Genomic DNA, 16,854 nt, shown 5'->3' on the forward strand with positions numbered 1-16,854 from the left:
CGGGAACTACGGACGCAGCAAGCGAGGCGGTCGAGCCGTGTCTGGCCGCCTCCGACCGGCCGGCCGGACCGCTGGTGACCAGGTCGATCGGGTGCGCCTTACAGTGACAGGCATCATGGCTACGTCCGCCGTCGAGCAGCGCTCCCCGGATGTCATTGCCGAGTCCGGGCCCGGGCCCGCGCGTGGCAGGTTGCTCGACCCGTGGGCGATCGCCATTCTGGCTGCCGTCATCAGCGGCGCCTGGGCCTGCCGGCCTTCGCTGTGGTTCGACGAGGGAGCCACGATCTCGGCCGCGGCGAGCCGGACTTTGCCCGAACTGTGGCGGCTGCTGGGCCATATCGATGCCGTGCACGGCCTGTACTACCTGGTGATGCACGGATGGTTCGCTATCTTTCCGCCGACCGAGTTCTGGTCACGGGTTCCCAGCGCCCTCGCGATCGGGGCCGCTGCCGCCGGCGTCGTCGTGTTCACCAGACAATTCACCCCGGGACGCGGCACCGCGGTGTGCGCGGGCGTCATCTTCGCGATCCTGCCGCGCACCACGTGGGCGGGTATCGAGGCTCGCCCGTATGCCCTGTCAGTGGCCGCGGCGATCTGGCTGACCGTTCTGCTGGTCACCGCGGTGCGGCGCAATCGGCCCCGGCTGTGGGTGGGCTACGCCGTGGCGCTGATGGTGTCAATCCTGCTGAGCCTCAACCTGGTTCTGCTGGTCTTGGTCTACGCGGTGCTGCTGCCCCTGCTGGCCCCGACGGGATCGCGGAAGTCCCCCGTCATCTGGTGGGCGGCCAGCACGGCCGTCGCGCTGGGTGTCATGACGCCGTTCATTGTGTTCGCACATGGTCAGGCATTTCAGGTCAACTGGCTTTTCCCGGTCAGCTGGCACTACGCCTTCGATATCGCCCAACGACAGTATTTCGATCACAGCGTGCCGTTCGCGGTGCTCAGCGCGGTGATCATGGTGGCCGCGATTGTCGCCCGGCGGCTCGGCGCGCCTGCCCCGGCGGGCGATATGCGCCGCCTGCTGACCGTCTGCATCGGGTGGATCGTGCTGCCCACCACCGTCGTGGTGGTCTATTCGGCGATCGGCGAGCCGATGTACTTTCCGCGCTATCTGATCCTGACCACGCCCGCGATGGCCATCCTGTTGGCCGTCTGCATCATCACGGTGGCGCGCAGGCGGTGGGCGATTGTCGGCGTCGTGCTGCTGTTCGTGGTCGCCGCGGTGCCGGATTACCTGTTCGTCCAGCGCTGGCCGTACGCCAAGGAAGGCTGGGACTACAGCCAGGTGGCCGACGTGATCAGCTCGCACGCCGCGCCCGGGGACTGCCTGCTGGCGGACAACACTGTGCCGTGGCGGCCCGGCCCGATCCGCGCGCTACTGGCCACCCGCCCGGCCGCGTTTCGATCGCTGATCGACGTCGAGCGCGGTGTGTACGGGCCCAAGGTCGGATCGCTGTGGGACGGCCACGTCGCGGTGTGGCTGACGACGGCCAAGATCAACAAGTGCACCACGCTGTGGACCATCACCAACTACGACAAGTCGTTCCCCGATCATCAGACCGGAAAGTCGTTGCCGCCGGGAGCATTCGGCCGTACACCGGCGTATCGGTTCCCCGGCTACCTCGGCTTCCACATCGTCGAGCGGTGGCAATTCCACTACTCGCAGGTCGTCAAATCCACCCGCTAATCCGACTGCAGCCGGACCGCGCGGTACGACGCCACGACTCCGCTCGCCGCCAGCACCGCGAACACGAGATACAGCGAGCGGGCCGCCGTCGCATCGTCGGCCTCGGCCAGGTTGACCACCACACCCGCCAGCCCGGCCCCGAATGCCGCCGAGACCAGCTGCACGGTGTTGATCGAGGCCGCCACCGCGCTGCTTTGGACCGCGTCGTCGCCGCAATCCATCGCACGCACCGTCAGGTGTGGCCACGCAATCCCGATACCAGCGCCGGTGATCAATAGGGCCAGCGCCCACAGCGCGACAAATCCGAGCGGGGCGTACGCGCGCTGGGTGACGGCGGCCAGCGCCAAACCCATTGCCATTACTAACGGCGCGGCGGCGATCAGGCGCCGGATCACCCGGCGATTGGTCAACGACGCGCTGACAATTTCGCTGCCGGTCCACCCGATCGCCAGCGCCGCGCTGAGAAACCCGGACTCCACGGGACTCAGATCGGCCAATTTCTGGCCGAACAACGGCACATAGACGTTGGCCATGGCGGCGACCATCTGGACCGCCATGGTCAGGTAGATCCACTTCAACGGCCCCGGGCCAAATACGCTGCGCGGCAACACCGCCACCTGTGCTCGCCCGTCGACGACGAGGAAGGCGACGATCAGCAGCACAGCGGCAAGCAGCAAGCTCACGCTCTTCGCCGAGTGGTGCGGCAACGAAGCGACGCTGACGATCAGAGCGGCCGAACCCATCAGCAGCAGCGACCAGATGGGCACCCTGCGCAGCGGTGTTACCGGTTTAGCACCGAACGAGCCGACCCGGTCGGGCTTCAGCACGGCCAGCACCAGCAACGCGATCAGCCCGGCCCAGATAGCAATCGCGATATACGCCCACCGCCACAGGCCGAGCTGCGCGAAGATTCCGCCCGTCACCGGCCCGATCAGGGTCGACACTCCCCACATCGCGGACACCAGCGCCGAGCCGCGGGTCCACAGCGAACGCGGCAGTGCGGTATTGATCAGCGCGTAGCCCAGGCCGGCCAGCAGACCGCCGGCCACACCTCGCAACCCGCGTCCGGCGACCAGAACCCCCATGTTGGGCGCCAAGAAACTCACCACGCTGGCGAGCGCGAACACCGTGAGCCCGACCAGATACGACCATCGCGCCCCGATGCGCTGCAGCATCGGGTGGACGACGGTGGCCGCCACCACCGAACCGACCAGGTACAGAGTTGTTGCCCAGGAATACAGCCGACCTCCGCCGATGTCGGCGATGATGGTCGGCAGCATGCTGACGGTGAGAAATTCGTTGGTGGAGTAGAGCAGAACGCCGCCGGCCAAGACCGTGGACATGCCGAGATGCTGGCCGAGCAGCTCGCGCCAACTACCGGTCGCATCCGCCGTAACGGTCATTCGTACACGGTATGGGGAGGATCAGGTGTTTCGTCAGCAAAGCCTCAGCGCGGCGCGTGGCGGTCGCGCCGGCTGGCCTTTGTGGACGCGATGACGGCCGTTGCCGCCAGCGCAGCAATGACGCCGTACACCCAGCGAGCCGCCGCCAAGTCGCCGCCCGCAGCGTTGTTGACCACCACGCCGGCCAACCCGGCCCCGAACGCCGCCGAGACCAATTGGACGGTATTGATCGCCGCGGCCGCCGCCCCGCCCTCGGACGGGTCGTCGACGGTGTCCATCGCACGCATCGACAGATGCGGCCACGTCATGCCCATCCCGATTCCGGCGATCAGCAATCCCAGCGCCCAGACCAGCACGACCGCGAGCGGCGCGTCACTGCGCTGGGTTGCCGCGGCCAGCGCCAGCCCCGACGCCATCACCAGCGGCGCTATCGCGATCACCCGGCCGACAACGCGAGGGCTGCTGAGCGAGGCGCTGGACAGCTCGGCGATCGTCCAACCCATCGCCAACACCGCACCCAAAAACCCCGCCGCGACCGGCGTCAAATGCGCCAACCGCTGACCGAACAACGGCACGTAGGTGTCGACCATCACGGCAGCCATCTGCACCGCCATCGTCAGGTAGATCCATTTCAACGGCCCGCTTCCAAACGTGCTGGGCGGTAACACTTTTGCGCGCATCCGCCAGTCGACGTAGACGAATAGTCCGATCAGCACCGCACCAGCGACCAGCAGCCCCACCGTCGCGAAGACATTGCGCGGCAACTCCGCAACGCTGACCGCCAGGGCGGCGGCACCCATCAGCAGCAGCGACAACACCGGCACCTTGGTGATCGCCGTCGCGTCGCCGGGACCGCCGTCGGCGTTGCTGAGTGCCCGCGGCACCAAGATCGCCATCAGAGCGGAGAGAATTGTCATCGCACCAAATGCCCACCGCCACAACCCAAACTGCGCAAAGAGACCGCCCACCGCGGGCCCGACAAGGGTCGCGACGCCCCACATCGCCGACACCAGCGCCGAGCCACGGGTCCACAGCGAACGCGGCAGGGCGGTATTGATCAGCGAATAACCCAGGCCGGCCAGCAGACCGCCGGCCACCCCCTGCAGGGCACGCCCGGCTATCAGCACCACCATGTTCGGCGCCACCGCGCACACGACGCTCGCGATACCGAAGACGGCCAGACCCCAGAGGAACGAGGAACGCGCACCGATGCGCAATCGCAAGGTGTTGACCGTGGCCGCCGCGACGACGGACCCGACCAGATACAGGGTGATCACCCACGCATACAGCCGGCTGCCACCGATTTCGGCGACCGTGCTCGGGAGCAGGCTGGTGGTCAGAAACTCGGTGGTGGCGTAGAGCAGCACGCCACCGGCCAGCACGGTGGACGTGCCCAGGTAGCCGCCCAGCAGCTCGCGCCAACTGCCGGTATCGCTGGCCGTGTTCGTCACCCCTACACCGTATGAGGCGTCGCGCGTCACTTCAGGCCGGCGGCATCCATTCCGCGCAGTTCCTTTTTGAGGTCGGCGATCTCGTCGCGGAACCGTGCGGCCAGTTCGAACTGCAAGTCACGGGCGGCGGCCATCATCTGCGCGGTGAGATCTTTGATCAGGTCGGCCAATTCGGCGCGCGGCATACTGCCGGTGTCGCGGCCCTCGATGATGCCGGCGCTGACCGCGCGACCGGGCTCCCCTTGCGCGCGCCGGCCGCGCGAGGCGTTACGCCCCGACCCGCCGATCTGAACGTTTTCGGAGTCGTCTGCCTCGCGATAGACCTGATCGAGGATGTCGGCGATCTTCTTGCGCAACGGCTGCGGGTCGATGCCGTTGGCCTCGTTGTAGGCGACCTGCTTGGCGCGCCGCCGTTCGGTCTCGTCGATGGCCTCCGTCATCGAGTCGGTCATCTTGTCGGCGTACATGTGGACTTCGCCGGAGACGTTGCGGGCCGCACGGCCGATGGTCTGGATCAGGCTGCGCGCCGACCGCAGGAAGCCTTCCTTGTCGGCGTCGAGGATCGACACCAGCGACACCTCGGGCAGGTCCAGCCCCTCGCGCAGCAGGTTGATGCCGACCAGCACGTCGTAATCGCCGAGCCGCAGCTGGCGCAGCAGCTCCACCCGTCGCAGCGTGTCGACCTCGGAGTGCAGGTAGCGCACCCGGATGCCCATCTCCAGCAGGTAGTCGGTGAGATCTTCGGCCATCTTCTTGGTCAGCGTCGTCACCAGGACCCGCTCGTCGGCCTCGGCCCGCTTGCGGATCTCCCCGATCAGGTCGTCGATCTGTCCCTTGGTCGGCTTGACCACGACCTTCGGGTCCACCAGGCCGGTTGGGCGAATCACCTGCTCGACGAACTCGCCGGCGGCCTGGCTCAGCTCGTAGGGACCCGGCGTGGCCGACAGGTACACCGTCTGCCCGATCCGGTCGGCGAACTCCTCCCAGGTCAGCGGGCGGTTGTCGCAGGCCGACGGCAACCGGAATCCGTAGTCGACCAGGTTGCGCTTGCGCGACATGTCGCCCTCGTACATGCCGCCGATCTGCGGCACGGTCACGTGCGACTCGTCGATGACCAGCAGAAAGTCCTCCGGGAAGTAATCCAGCAGCGTCGCCGGTGGGGTTCCCGCCCCGCGGCCGTCGATGTGGCGCGAGTAGTTCTCGATGCCCGAGCAGAAGCCGACCTGCCGCATCATCTCGATGTCGTAGTTGGTGCGCATCCGCAGCCGCTGGGCCTCGAGCAGCTTGCCCTGGCCCTCGAATTCGGCGAGGCGCTCGGCGAGTTCTTCCTCGATCGTCGAGATCGCCTGCGCCATCCGCTCGGGACCGGCCACATAGTGGGTGGCCGGAAAGATCCGCAGCGAGTCGACCTGCCGGACCACGTCGCCGGTCAACGGGTGCAGGTAATACAGCGCCTCGATCTCGTCGCCGAAGAACTCGATGCGCACCGCGAGCTCTTCGTACGACGGAATGATCTCCACGGTGTCGCCGCGCACCCGGAACGAGCCACGGGTGAAGGACAGGTCGTTGCGGGTGTACTGCACGTCGACCAGCAATCGCAGCAACCCGTCGCGCGGCACCTCGGTACCGACCCGCAGCTCGACCGAGCGGTCCAGGTAGGACTGCGGCGTACCCAGGCCGTAGATGCACGACACCGAGGCCACCACCACCACGTCGCGCCGGGACAGCAGGGACGACGTCGCGGAGTGCCGCAGCCGCTCCACGTCGTCGTTGATCGAGCTGTCCTTTTCGATGTAGGTGTCGGTCTGCGCGATATACGCTTCCGGCTGGTAATAGTCGTAGTACGACACGAAGTATTCAACTGCGTTGTGCGGCAACATCTCTCGCAGTTCATTGGCGAGCTGAGCGGCCAGCGTCTTGTTGGGCGCCATCACCAGGGTGGGCCGCTGCAACCGCTCGATCAACCACGCGGTGGTCGCCGACTTGCCGGTGCCGGTGGCGCCAAGCAGCACGACGTCGCGCTCCCCCGCTTGGATCCGACGCTCCAGCTCGTTGATGGCGCCCGGCTGGTCACCGGCGGGATCATGCGGGCTGACCACCTCGAACTGGCCACCGGCGCGCACGACCTGGTCGACCGCGCGGTACTCCGAATGCGCGACGACAGGATGTTCAGTGGCGAAAGCCATGTCCCCAGGGTAGAGGCGTGCGCCGACAAGTGTCGCGTAGCGGTCTTAGGATCAATTTGATGACGGATTCTTCCGAGTTGGTGGCAGTCGATCTCACCGAGCGAGAACGCGAGTTCATCCAGCAGGCGCTGGAGCAATGGGCGTTGTCGGCCGCCGACGCACCATTTCCGTTTCAGGTGCTCGGGTTGTCGACGTGGGATGAGTTCGGCGACCTCACTGTCCGTCTTAAGCGCGCCGTCACTGATGTCGAATCACTCACGGACCTGGACTGGGCGCGAGTCCTATTCCTTACCGAAATCACGTGGGCCAGCGAGCTGGTCGGCGCCGGCTTGGACTTCGCAACCGTTACCGGGTTCTCGGATACCGAAGCGGTGAGTTTGTTGCGTAGCCTGCAGCGCCGCCGCAAGATCGGCGGCCGCGCCCGCGCGAAGTTGTTGTTTCCGAACGGTGGTAGGACCCGCACCGCCGCGGAAATTGAGGATGAGAATCGTTACTGGGATAAGGTGCGCAGCGATCAGCAGGGGCGGCAATACCCGCCGGGCCTATAGATAACAACGGACCGTTGAGCGATTAGGCCACCGAAAGCATCTTCCCGATTTCCGAAATCAAACGCGGGGCGGGGGACGGAACTTCAACTGCTCGGTCCTGCTCATTCGCCGTGATCCCACGGGTCAGGGTCCAGGTCACCGAGCACTGGCGGGTGGTGATGACCGGCGTGGGGCGGCTCGACCAACTTCGGTCCGAAGGGTGTCGCCGGTCCGCCGCCAAAGCCTTCGCCGCCCTTTACCGGTGGCGCCGGCTTCGGCGCCTGAGGCGCCTCGATTGGTGCGGGTGATGCGGGCCGCGGAACGGGTGCGCCAGGTGACCCGGGCGTAGGAGGCGACATCTCCCCGGCGGCGACGGGCGGCAACCGTCCGGGCGTTGGAGGGGGTAGCGGCTCGAGCGCTCGAGTGTTCCGGTCAAAATATTCTGACGGGGTCCGCCACGAATCGCCGGGAAGTGGCTTGGGAACGAACGCAGTTCCGTAGTCTCCGTCCCGCGGATTAATGAAGATCACATGACCATCCCGCAGCAGCGCCAATCCGCCGGACTTGGTGCTCGTACCAACACGGGTAGTCGGATCATTCATCGCGTCGTATATCCACCTGGCCAGGTCCTGTGGTGTCTTTCCTGGGAAATGCTCCAACGCGTGACCGTGGGCAATTTCCGCTGCCACCTGAGCCTTTTGCTCGTCGGTCCAGCCCGCAAATGGATTGCCCGGCGGCCCGGGAGGCGGCGGATCTTCTTTGAAGGTGTGATTGTCGACCGCTTCGACGTGTCCGTTCTCTGGAGCCCTGTCGGGCCCCGGGTTTGGCGGGAAAGTATCGCGGACCCCAGCTATGGCCGCGGTGACTCTGCCAGCAACCTGTTGATCGAGCGCGACGAGCTCCGCAGCGCGTTGGCGGATATCGGCGGCCAAGGCTTGCGCCTCTGCTTGCCGGGCGGCTCGTTGCGCAGCCGACCCACCAGTCGAACGGTCGGTGACTGAAAGATCTTCTCCCACAATGAAACCCGCCGCGCGAGCGTCCTCGACCACGTAGCGCATCCGCGAGCGCCCCGCATACAGTTCGGAGGCGCCGCTGCGGGCCACTTTGGCCGCCGCTTGCAGCTGGTCGACTGCCGCGCTGGTGGTCAACAAATCGGCGTGGGTTGCGGCGCGCATTGCGTCGGCGCCTTCGCCCTGCCAATCGATCGAAAGCGCGTCCCGCCAGGTCTGTTGAGCCAACCCATAGCTGTGCTCGCCGACAGCCTCCCAATGCGCGGCCCCGTCCGTGAGATGTTGGGTCGGCCAAGTCAGCAACTGCGAGAGGCCGGGAAAGCCGGCGACCGCACACATCTACACGCCTATCACCGGAGGGGCGACGGCCTCGATCTCGTCGGCCGAGTGCGCTTCGTTGGCGATGTAGCGAGTATCGGCTGCGGAGATGCCAGTTGCGCGGGTACCAACCCGTGCAGCCAGCGCGGATGCGAAAGCGCCGACGTCGGCGTGAGCGGCGCTGACCGCCACGGCGCTGGCCTGACACGACAGCCCGAGCCCCGCCGGAGCTGTCATCTCGCCTAATCGGGCCGCCGAAGCGCCCCACCGACTGGCCATCGCTTGTAGAGCCGCGGTGTCCACACGCAACTGCTCCATGAGCGAAAAGTTTAGGCCGACTGTCACGCAGCGATAGTCACTCAGAGCGCACAACCACATCCGTCACACCGGCACCGCACCGGGAACCACCGTTTGATCCGCAAACGCGATATCGCCGTTGATATCGCGTTTGAAAGTCGCCTATCGATCTCAGCAGCCAAACGCTCAGTGCCGGGTCCATATCCGGGTGACCGGATCGCATTGCAGCAGATACCCGTCGTTCGAGGTGGACATCGCGAACACCGGGACGTCGGGCAGATCGCACGAACTGCCCGCGGCGTGCACGCCCGTCGCGATGGGCGCCTTGTCCCAGCTGTTGCCTTCGCATACGACCTGCTGGTTGCTGGTCGGGTCGTAGGCGAGTTTGTCGACGTCGGTGCATAACCCGCCGAGGACGGCCGGCGCCGGGTGCGCGGGTGCGGTCGAAGTGCTGATCACCTGGTTGGGATCGGCCAACGCCACCCCCGCCGGCGCGTCACCGACCCGGGTCGCCACGACGGGGACCCGCACCACGGCCCCCTGCGCGCCGCATTCGTTGCTCAGCACGGTTTCGGTTTCGGTGCCCCGCAGGGTGCCGTCCGGTTGCGGGGCCAGCGACCAGGCGACCGTCTCCTGCTGGGTCGCAAGGACCTGCCCGTTCGGCTGGTGGCAGCCGATCCGCTCCTGCTGCGGCGCCCCCTGCCAATATCCGCCGACGTACCGCAAGGTGTCGGTCTCCCCGCCGTCGGTGGTGCTGGCCACTTGGTGGTTGGTGTCGTCCAGCTTGGTGCCGCTGGCCGCGCATCCGTTCGTCGTGCACGCGGAACGGAACGCCCACCAGTTCGTGTCGGAGCCGTCGTGGCGGATCGCCACGCCATTGGTGGTCCGCTTGGTCCGGTCATAGGTCAATTGGTAGGTGCCGTTGAGGACCGGTCCCCCGGGTCTGGGCGCGGCGCTGGCCGCGGGCGCGGACGGTCGCGACGCCAGCGCGGGGTTGGGTTGCGGACTTTCGGGCTGGAACGAGTACAGCGTCGACCAGGTCGCCGCGACGGCGACGAGCACCGCGCACACCAGCGCCGCCGACCACCGGACCCGCGACGAGAACCTGCTTTTGAGGGCCGCCACCACACCGCGGGCTCCGCGGCGCGAGTGCGGCAAGACGGCCGCGTCACCGCCCTCCGCGACGGCGTCGACCTGCTCGCCGACGGCGGCGGCGAATGCGCGACATCGCTCGAAGCGCTCCGCGGGTTGCTTCCCAAGGGCTTTGAAGAACACGTCGTCCAAGTAGGCCAACTCGGGGCGGTAATCGCTGAGGCGCGGCGGATGCTCGTGCAGGTGCTGGCTGATCACCGCGATCGGGTTGGAATGCTGAAACGGCGGGGCGCCGGTGAGTAGATGAAATGCCGTGGCGGCCAACGCATATTGGTCCGCGCGGCGGTCAATGTTGGCTCCGGTCAGCTGCTCGGGCGCCGCATACGCGACCGTTCCGACCGCGACGTTGGTCTCGGTGATCCCGCTGATGTTGCCCAGATGTCGCGCTACACCGAAGTCCGCCAACAGGATTCGTTGGTCGTCATCTCCGGGATGGGTGAGCAGAATATTGGCGGGTTTGACGTCGCGGTGCAGCAACCCGCGATCGTGCGCGTAATCGAGTGCGCCCGCGACGGCATGCAGAATCGCGCATACCTCACCGATCGGCATCCCGTCCTGGTGGCGCTCTTTCACCAGCCGGGCCGCATCGGTGCCCTCGACGTAGTCCATCGAGATCCAGAGCTGACCGTCGAATTCACCGCGATCGTGGACGCCGACAATGTGCGGGTGCCACAGCGTCGCAGCGAGATCGGCTTCCCGGTTGAACCTTTCGCGGAACTCACTGTCCGCGGTGACGGCCTCGGCGAGGACTTTGATCACGTCGCGACGCGGCAACCTCGGATGCAGTGCCAGATAAACCTCGGCCATCCCGCCGGCGCCCAGCGGCCGCAGGATGGTGTAGCCCGCGAAGGAGGCACCGTTGGCCATCGCCAGACGCGATCCGCTGATCTGCTCGTCGGCCGGGGCCTGCGGGGGTTCCGGATTCGGAGTCGAGTTGACCGGGGGGACACGGCGAAACAGGTGTGCAACGGTCGCCGAATGAAACCCAGCGCGCAGCGCCTCGCCGGCCAGTCGCGGGTTAGTCAGCAGCCGCCGGCCGCTGCCGAGGCGCCGGGTTGGGCGCTTCAGCTCGTCCATGTGTGATTACCCCCTCGTGTTTGGGTATTCGTGCGCACGCCAAAACCACACCGTTTTGGCAGCCCGGACAGATCCCCCGCTGAACCCACTGGTTCGAATCATGCCGGACGCGGATAGGCGAAAGGCCGCTGGACGCTATGAACCAGCTGTGAGGCCGCCGAAGTGAAACAAAGCTAAGTCACAGGCGAGTCCAATGGGGGGCACTAACTCGGCGGACCGATACTTGAGTAGTGAGTCGACCCGCCCCTCCTGTCCTGACAATTCGGCACGACGGGTCTCAAAGAACCTTCGCCGCAGGTCATGAAGTGATCGTCGGCCGCGATCAGCATGCCGATCTGCGCATCGCCGACCCGCGGATATCCCGTGCGCACCTGATCCTGCGCTTCGACCAAGGCCGCTGGCTGGCCATCGACAACGGCTCGCTGAACGGCACGTACGTCAACGGTTATCGGATGCCGGTCGTCGATATCCACGACGGCCAAAGCATTCACGTGGGGAATCCCCAGGGGCCGCGGCTGACCTTCGCCATCGGACCGCAGCAGGGTCAGATCACCGGGCCACCCCAAACCCGGTCGACGCCCAATTCCGGGCCACCCACGATCGCCTGGTCCGCGATGCCGGACCCGCCGACGACTACGTCGCAGCCGCTCCCCCCTCCGCCACGCGTGCCACCCAGACGGCAGCCGCCTCAAATGCCCGGCCCGCCAAGACATCCCGGTACGCAGCCACGTAAGGCGCCACCACGGATGCCACCACCGCCGCGCGCGACACCACCCGAGGAACTGACCGTCGTCAACACCGGGGCGCTGGCGCCGCCCGACAACGGTGCGCCGTCCCGGCCGGACGGGACACCACCCGCCGAGAGCACCGTGATCGACGCCAAGACCGCCGACGTGTCGAACCTCGCCACCCGTTTTGTGAAGTTGCTCTCACCGCGCGCCTCGTCGGCGGCGGGCACGGCCGGCGCGATGACGATCGGGCGCGCCCCGGAGAACGACATCGTCGTCTCCGACGTGCTGGCCTCGCGGCAACACGCGACGTTGATTCCCACACCGCTGGGTTTGGAGATCCGGGACAACAGCATCAACGGAACGTTCGTCAACGGCACCCGGGTCGGGTCGGCGATCCTGAGCGAGGACGACGTGGTCACCATCGGCAACGTCGACCTGGTCGTGCGCGACGGCACCCTGGTCAAACTCAGCGAGGCCGCCACCCGCGCCGGTGGCCTCGAGGTGCGCGACGTCAAGTACGTCGTCGACAACGGAAAACAGTTGCTGGACAACATCTCCCTGACCGCGCGGCCGGGGACATTGACCGCCGTGATCGGCGGATCGGGCGCCGGCAAGAGCACCCTGGCCCGGCTGATCGCCGGTTACACCACTCCCAGCTCCGGCTCAGTCACCTTCGAGGGCCACAACATTCACGCCGACTATGCGTCGCTGCGCAGCCGGATCGGCATGGTCCCACAGGACGACGTCGTGCACCGCCAGCTGACCGTGAACCAGGCGCTGGGTTATGCGGCCGAACTGCGGCTGCCCCCCGACACCAGCAAGGCCGACCGGGCCAAGGTCGTCGCGCAGGTGCTCGAGGAACTCGACCTGACCAAGCATGCCGAGACCCGGGTCGACAAGCTCTCCGGCGGCCAGCGCAAACGCGCCTCGGTGGCCCTCGAACTGCTCACCGGGCCGTCGCTGCTGATCCTCGACGAGCCGACGTCCGGCCTGGATCCGGCGCTGGACCTGCAGGTGATGACGATGCTGCGGCAACTCTCCGACGCCGGCCGCGTCGTGCTCGTCGTCACGCACTCGCTGTCCTACCTCGAACTCTGCGACCAGGTGCTGCTGATGGCGCCCGGCGGCAAGACCGCGTACTGCGGCCAGCCGGACCAGATCGGTACGGCGATGGGCACCACCAACTGGGCCAAGATCTTCACCAGGGTGGGTGCCGACCCCGACGAAGCCAACCGCCGCTTCCTGGAACGCAGCGAGGCGCAGCGCCGTCCTCAGAAACTGTTGGCGGCCAAGGACGATGAGCCCGGCGAGCTGGGTAAGCCGGTGCATACCAGCGTGCGGCGCCAGATCTCGACGATCGCCCGCCGGCAGATCCGCCTGGTCGTGGCCGACCGCGCCTACTTCATCTTCCTGGCGCTGTTGCCGTTCATCCTGGGGTCGCTGTCGCTGACGGTTCCGGGCTCGAACGGATTCCATCTGCCCGCCCCGAACGCGGGGACACCGGACGAATCCGCCCAGATACTTGCGCTGTTGATGCCCGCCGCGGCGTTCATGGGCACCGCGCTGACGATCCGTGACCTGGTTGGCGAACGCGCCATCTTCCAGCGCGAGCAAGCGGTCGGGCTGTCCACGACCGCCTACCTGCTGGCCAAAACGGCGGTCTTCTGCGGGTTCGCGATCGTGCAGTCGGCGATCATCACCGCGATCGTGGTGATCGGCAAGAGCGCACCGACGCGAGGCGGCCTGCTGCTGGGCCATGGCACGGTCGCGGCCACCGTAGAGCTGTTCGCGACCGTCGCGGCGACTTGTGTCGCGTCGGCCCTTCTCGGCCTGGCCATTTCGTCGCTGGTCCGCTCCAGCGAGCAGATCATGCCGCTGTTCGTGGTGGCGGTCATGGCACAGCTGGTGTTGTGCGGCGGCATGGTCCCGGTGACCGGCCGGCTCGGGCTCGATCAGCTGTCGTTCGTGATGCCGGCGCGCTGGGGTTACGCCGCAGCGGCGTCGACGGTCGACCTGCGCCACCTGGTACCGGATTCGCTGCTCTCCCAGGACCGGTTCTGGCAGCACACCCTGAAGACCTGGCTGTTCGACATGGGCATGCTGGGCGGCCTGTCGTTGCTCTATCTCGGCTTCGTCCGGTGGAAGATCCGGCTACGCCGCTGACCGTCGCGATCCCGGTAAGGTGACGCCATCCATCCACCGAAGCACGAAACGTTCGACCTGCGCGCCCGCACCAACACCGATCCCAAAGGCATTGTGCGGGCGGTCGATGAGTACGCGGTGCACCCGTGGGGGCTCTACGTCGCCCGGCCGACTCCGGGCCGGGCCCAGTTCCACTACCTGGAATCGTGGCTGTTGCCGTCGCTTGGGCTGCGCGCCACCGTGTTCCACTACAACCCGGGCCATGAACGTGACCACGACTACTACCTCGATGTGGGCGAATACACGCCCGGCTCGGAGGTCTGGCGCTCAGAGGACCACTACCTCGATATCGAGGTGCGCACCGGCTCGGGCGCACAGCTAGCAGATGTGGACGAGCTGCTGGATGCGGTCCACCAGGGCCTGCTGACGTCCGAGGTTGCCGACCGGGCGGTGCGGCGTGCCGTGCACGCCGTGGAAGGTCTGGCCCGAAACGGCTATGACCTGCACCGCTGGCTGGCCGGCAACGGCATCGAGCTCACCTGGCGTCGGCGGTAGCCGTATCCGGCCGGTTTTCGCGGCGGGCGCGGGGGTAACTCTGCGGTATGCCCTTGAGTGAATACCGGCGCAGGCGCCGGTTCCATCGGAGCCCCGAACCGCGCGGGCGGCTGGGACGTCGGCGCCGCGCCGGTAAGCGCGAGCCGTCCTTCGTGATCCAGCACCACGCGGCCCGCAGCGACCACTACGACTTGCGCCTGGAGATCCAGGGCGTGCTCGTCTCGTGGCTGATCGCCAGCGGCCCGTCGACCAACCCGAGGGACCGGCGGATGGCGCGCCGTACCGAGGACCACCCGCTGGACTACGCGGATTTCGAGGGCGTAATCCCCGACGGCGAGTACGGCGCCGGCCCGGTGATCGTCTGGGACCGCGGCAGCTACGCCAACGCGACCGATCGCGAGATGGCCGAATGCCTGGATCGCGGCCATCTTTCGTTCCGTCTCCAAGGCGAGAAGCTGTGCGGCGGGTTCACCCTCACCAGGATTCGTACGGGCCGGGACGAGACCTGGCTGCTGATCAAACGCAATGACGAACACGCCGACCCGCGGCGCAAACCCGTTACGAGCCAACCTGAATCGGTGGTGTCCGGCCGCACGCTGGACGATCTGGCCGAACCGTCCTAACCGATCGGTCCGTGTGGTTCCCGGATCGCGCTGGGCGTAATCTCAGCAGCTATGACCCCTCGTAAGCGCTGGTGGCTACCCGTGGTCGCAGTGACCGCGATCGGCTCGCAGCTGGTTCCCGCGACAGCACATGCGGACCTGCACAACATCACCTACCGGGCCAGGATCGACGCCCTGACGACCGGCAGTCAGGCCACCTTCATCATCAACGGCGGCCAGACGAACACGACGAACCTTCCGTCGATGCCGGGCAACGCGTTCGAGGCCAACACCGTGTTGCCCGATCCGGCACAAGCCGGCCTGCGGATCGTGCTGCATTTCCCGTACGCGGCGAACGTGCACTGCGAGATCGACGTCGACGACAACGTTTTCACGCAGGCCGATCAGATGGTGCGGCCGACGCCCGGCAATGCGGATCCCAATAGCGGTGCGCTGCTGTGCGGCGCGCCACTACCCACGTAGCACGCCCGGCTAAGGCCGCCAGCCGGTGAAATCCGCCCACTCCCAGGCCCGGCGGTACGCCTCGGCGAACCATGGCTCCTTGGCCTCGACGTAGATCGCCGTGTCGCCGTCCGCGGGCTTTTCGGCCTCGTGTTTGACGGCCAGGTAGTTCACCCGCTCCCCGGGGTTGGCGGCCAGCCAGTCGACGAACAGCAGGGCGAACTGCTGATTGGGCCACCCGGCCACCCTGATGTGCACGTTGGTGGGGCGCCCCGGATCGGCCGACGCATGAATTCGCTTCTGCCACAGTGCCGGATCGTCTTTATGGTCGTAGTCCCCGACCGTGCTGCGTGCATCGGCCTTGGCCTCGTCCTGCTGGATGTGCTCGATGCGCGGGTAGCCGGCCGACAGCAACACCTCGGCGAGTTCGTCTGCCACCGCCAGTGATTCGACGGTGATCTGGATGTCGATGACGTCCTTGGCGTCGAACTCGGGTACCGCGGTCGATCCGATGTGGTCGACGCGCAACGCCTGGTGGCCGCACGACGTCGCCAGCCGGTTAACGATGCGCCGCGCCTGATCCGGCCAGGTCGGATCGGCCGGCACCACTCGTGCCGGGGCACGCACGAACCGTCGTTCGGCCAGGTTGTGCGCGAACGGCACGATCCGGTCGTTCCACACCTCGTGGGCCCGTTTGACCAAATCCTCTTGGCTGCCCGAGTTATCCAGCCAGATATCGGCGACGGCACGACGCTGCTCGTCGTCGGCCTGGGCCGCGATCCTGGCGCGGGCGTCGTCCTCGGGCATGCCGCGCAGCTCGATCAGCCGCCGCACCCGCAGTTCCACATCGGCGTACACGATGATCACCAACGGGAACAGCGGCGCCATGCCGGATTCCACCAGTAGCGGAATGTCTTCGACCACAACCGAATCGGCGGGCACCGACGCGAGGATCTCCGCGCGCCGCTGCCCCACCAGTGGGTGAACGATCGAGTTCAGCTTCTGGCGCGCCTCGTCGTCGGCAAAAGCCTTGGCCGCCAAGGCCGGACGATCCAGCGATCCATCCGACTGCAGGATGTCCGCACCGAACGCCTCGACGAGCGACGCCAACCCTTCGGTGCCTGGCTGGACGACCTCCCGGGAGATGACGTCGCCGTCGACGATGATCCCACCGCATTCCGCGAACGTGGCGGACAGCGCCGATTTCCCGGCGCCGATGCCACCGGTCAACCCGATGCGCAGCATCCGTGGCGA

Annotated in this window: 13 protein-coding genes; 6 read left to right on the forward strand and 7 right to left on the reverse strand. The window is 66.9% G+C overall.

The window, feature by feature from the left end:
* Positions 1 to 115: 115 nt before the first annotated feature.
* Positions 116 to 1,687, forward strand: coding sequence for a glycosyltransferase family 39 protein (locus tag LMQ14_RS15290; protein WP_267730424.1), 1,572 nt, complete (start codon positions 116 to 118; stop codon positions 1,685 to 1,687).
* On the opposite strand, the gene LMQ14_RS15295 is transcribed toward LMQ14_RS15290, so the two are convergent.
* From LMQ14_RS15295 to uvrB, 3 genes are read right to left on the reverse strand one after another with little or no spacing between them, the layout of a single operon-like run.
* Positions 1,684 to 3,090: an MFS transporter gene (locus tag LMQ14_RS15295; RefSeq protein ID WP_267730425.1), complete on the reverse strand. Its 1,407-nt coding sequence runs from the start codon at positions 3,088 to 3,090 to the stop codon at positions 1,684 to 1,686. The genes LMQ14_RS15290 and LMQ14_RS15295 overlap by 4 nt on opposite strands.
* A gap of 44 nt (positions 3,091 to 3,134) precedes the next feature.
* On the reverse strand, positions 3,135 to 4,541 hold the full coding sequence (locus LMQ14_RS15300; protein ID WP_267730426.1) for an MFS transporter: 1,407 nt from the start codon (positions 4,539 to 4,541) through the stop codon (positions 3,135 to 3,137).
* Positions 4,542 to 4,567: 26 nt separating this feature from the next.
* Complete coding sequence (gene uvrB, locus LMQ14_RS15305; RefSeq protein WP_267730427.1) at positions 4,568 to 6,727, reverse strand: excinuclease ABC subunit UvrB; 2,160 nt, start codon at positions 6,725 to 6,727, stop codon at positions 4,568 to 4,570.
* An 80-nt stretch (positions 6,728 to 6,807) separates the two neighbouring features.
* Between uvrB and LMQ14_RS15310 the strand changes: the two genes are divergently transcribed.
* On the forward strand, positions 6,808 to 7,275 hold the full coding sequence (locus LMQ14_RS15310; protein ID WP_267730428.1) for a hypothetical protein: 468 nt from the start codon (positions 6,808 to 6,810) through the stop codon (positions 7,273 to 7,275).
* A gap of 101 nt (positions 7,276 to 7,376) precedes the next feature.
* On the opposite strand, the gene LMQ14_RS15315 is transcribed toward LMQ14_RS15310, so the two are convergent.
* From LMQ14_RS15315 to LMQ14_RS15325, 3 genes are all read right to left on the reverse strand, one after another.
* Positions 7,377 to 8,603 carry a hypothetical protein gene (locus LMQ14_RS15315; protein WP_267730429.1) on the reverse strand — a complete coding sequence of 409 codons (1,227 nt, stop codon included), beginning with the start codon at positions 8,601 to 8,603 and terminating at the stop codon, positions 7,377 to 7,379.
* The gene (locus LMQ14_RS15320) at positions 8,604 to 8,900 is read right to left on the reverse strand and encodes a hypothetical protein (RefSeq protein WP_267730430.1); all 297 of its coding nucleotides are present in this window, start codon (positions 8,898 to 8,900) and stop codon (positions 8,604 to 8,606) included.
* 165 nt (positions 8,901 to 9,065) lie between these two features.
* Positions 9,066 to 11,108, reverse strand: coding sequence for a serine/threonine-protein kinase (locus LMQ14_RS15325; RefSeq protein WP_267730431.1), 2,043 nt, complete (start codon positions 11,106 to 11,108; stop codon positions 9,066 to 9,068).
* 230 nt (positions 11,109 to 11,338) lie between these two features.
* Here LMQ14_RS15325 and LMQ14_RS15330 point away from each other — a divergent pair, with 230 nt between their 5' ends.
* The 4 genes from LMQ14_RS15330 to LMQ14_RS15345 all read left to right on the forward strand — a co-directional run bounded on the left by LMQ14_RS15330 (position 11,339) and on the right by LMQ14_RS15345 (position 15,621).
* On the forward strand, positions 11,339 to 14,002 hold the full coding sequence (locus LMQ14_RS15330) for an FHA domain-containing protein (protein WP_267730432.1): 2,664 nt from the start codon (positions 11,339 to 11,341) through the stop codon (positions 14,000 to 14,002).
* Positions 14,003 to 14,095: 93 nt separating this feature from the next.
* Positions 14,096 to 14,536: a DUF402 domain-containing protein gene (locus tag LMQ14_RS15335; RefSeq protein WP_267730433.1), complete on the forward strand. Its 441-nt coding sequence runs from the start codon at positions 14,096 to 14,098 to the stop codon at positions 14,534 to 14,536.
* A 47-nt stretch (positions 14,537 to 14,583) separates the two neighbouring features.
* Positions 14,584 to 15,159 (forward strand): DNA polymerase ligase N-terminal domain-containing protein, encoded by a 576-nt coding sequence (locus LMQ14_RS15340; protein WP_267730434.1) that lies wholly within the window; start codon positions 14,584 to 14,586, stop codon positions 15,157 to 15,159.
* A 51-nt stretch (positions 15,160 to 15,210) separates the two neighbouring features.
* Entirely contained in the window at positions 15,211 to 15,621 is a 411-nt protein-coding gene (locus LMQ14_RS15345; RefSeq protein WP_267730435.1) for a hypothetical protein, read from the forward strand.
* Positions 15,622 to 15,630: 9 nt separating this feature from the next.
* Here LMQ14_RS15345 and coaE read toward each other — a convergent pair whose 3' ends face one another.
* Positions 15,631 to 16,845: a dephospho-CoA kinase gene (gene coaE, locus LMQ14_RS15350; protein ID WP_267730436.1), complete on the reverse strand. Its 1,215-nt coding sequence runs from the start codon at positions 16,843 to 16,845 to the stop codon at positions 15,631 to 15,633.
* Between the last annotated feature and the right edge of the window lie 9 nt (positions 16,846 to 16,854).

This window comes from Mycobacterium sp. Aquia_213 (assembly GCF_026625985.1).
In the GTDB taxonomy this organism is placed as follows: Bacteria; Actinomycetota; Actinomycetes; order Mycobacteriales; family Mycobacteriaceae; genus Mycobacterium.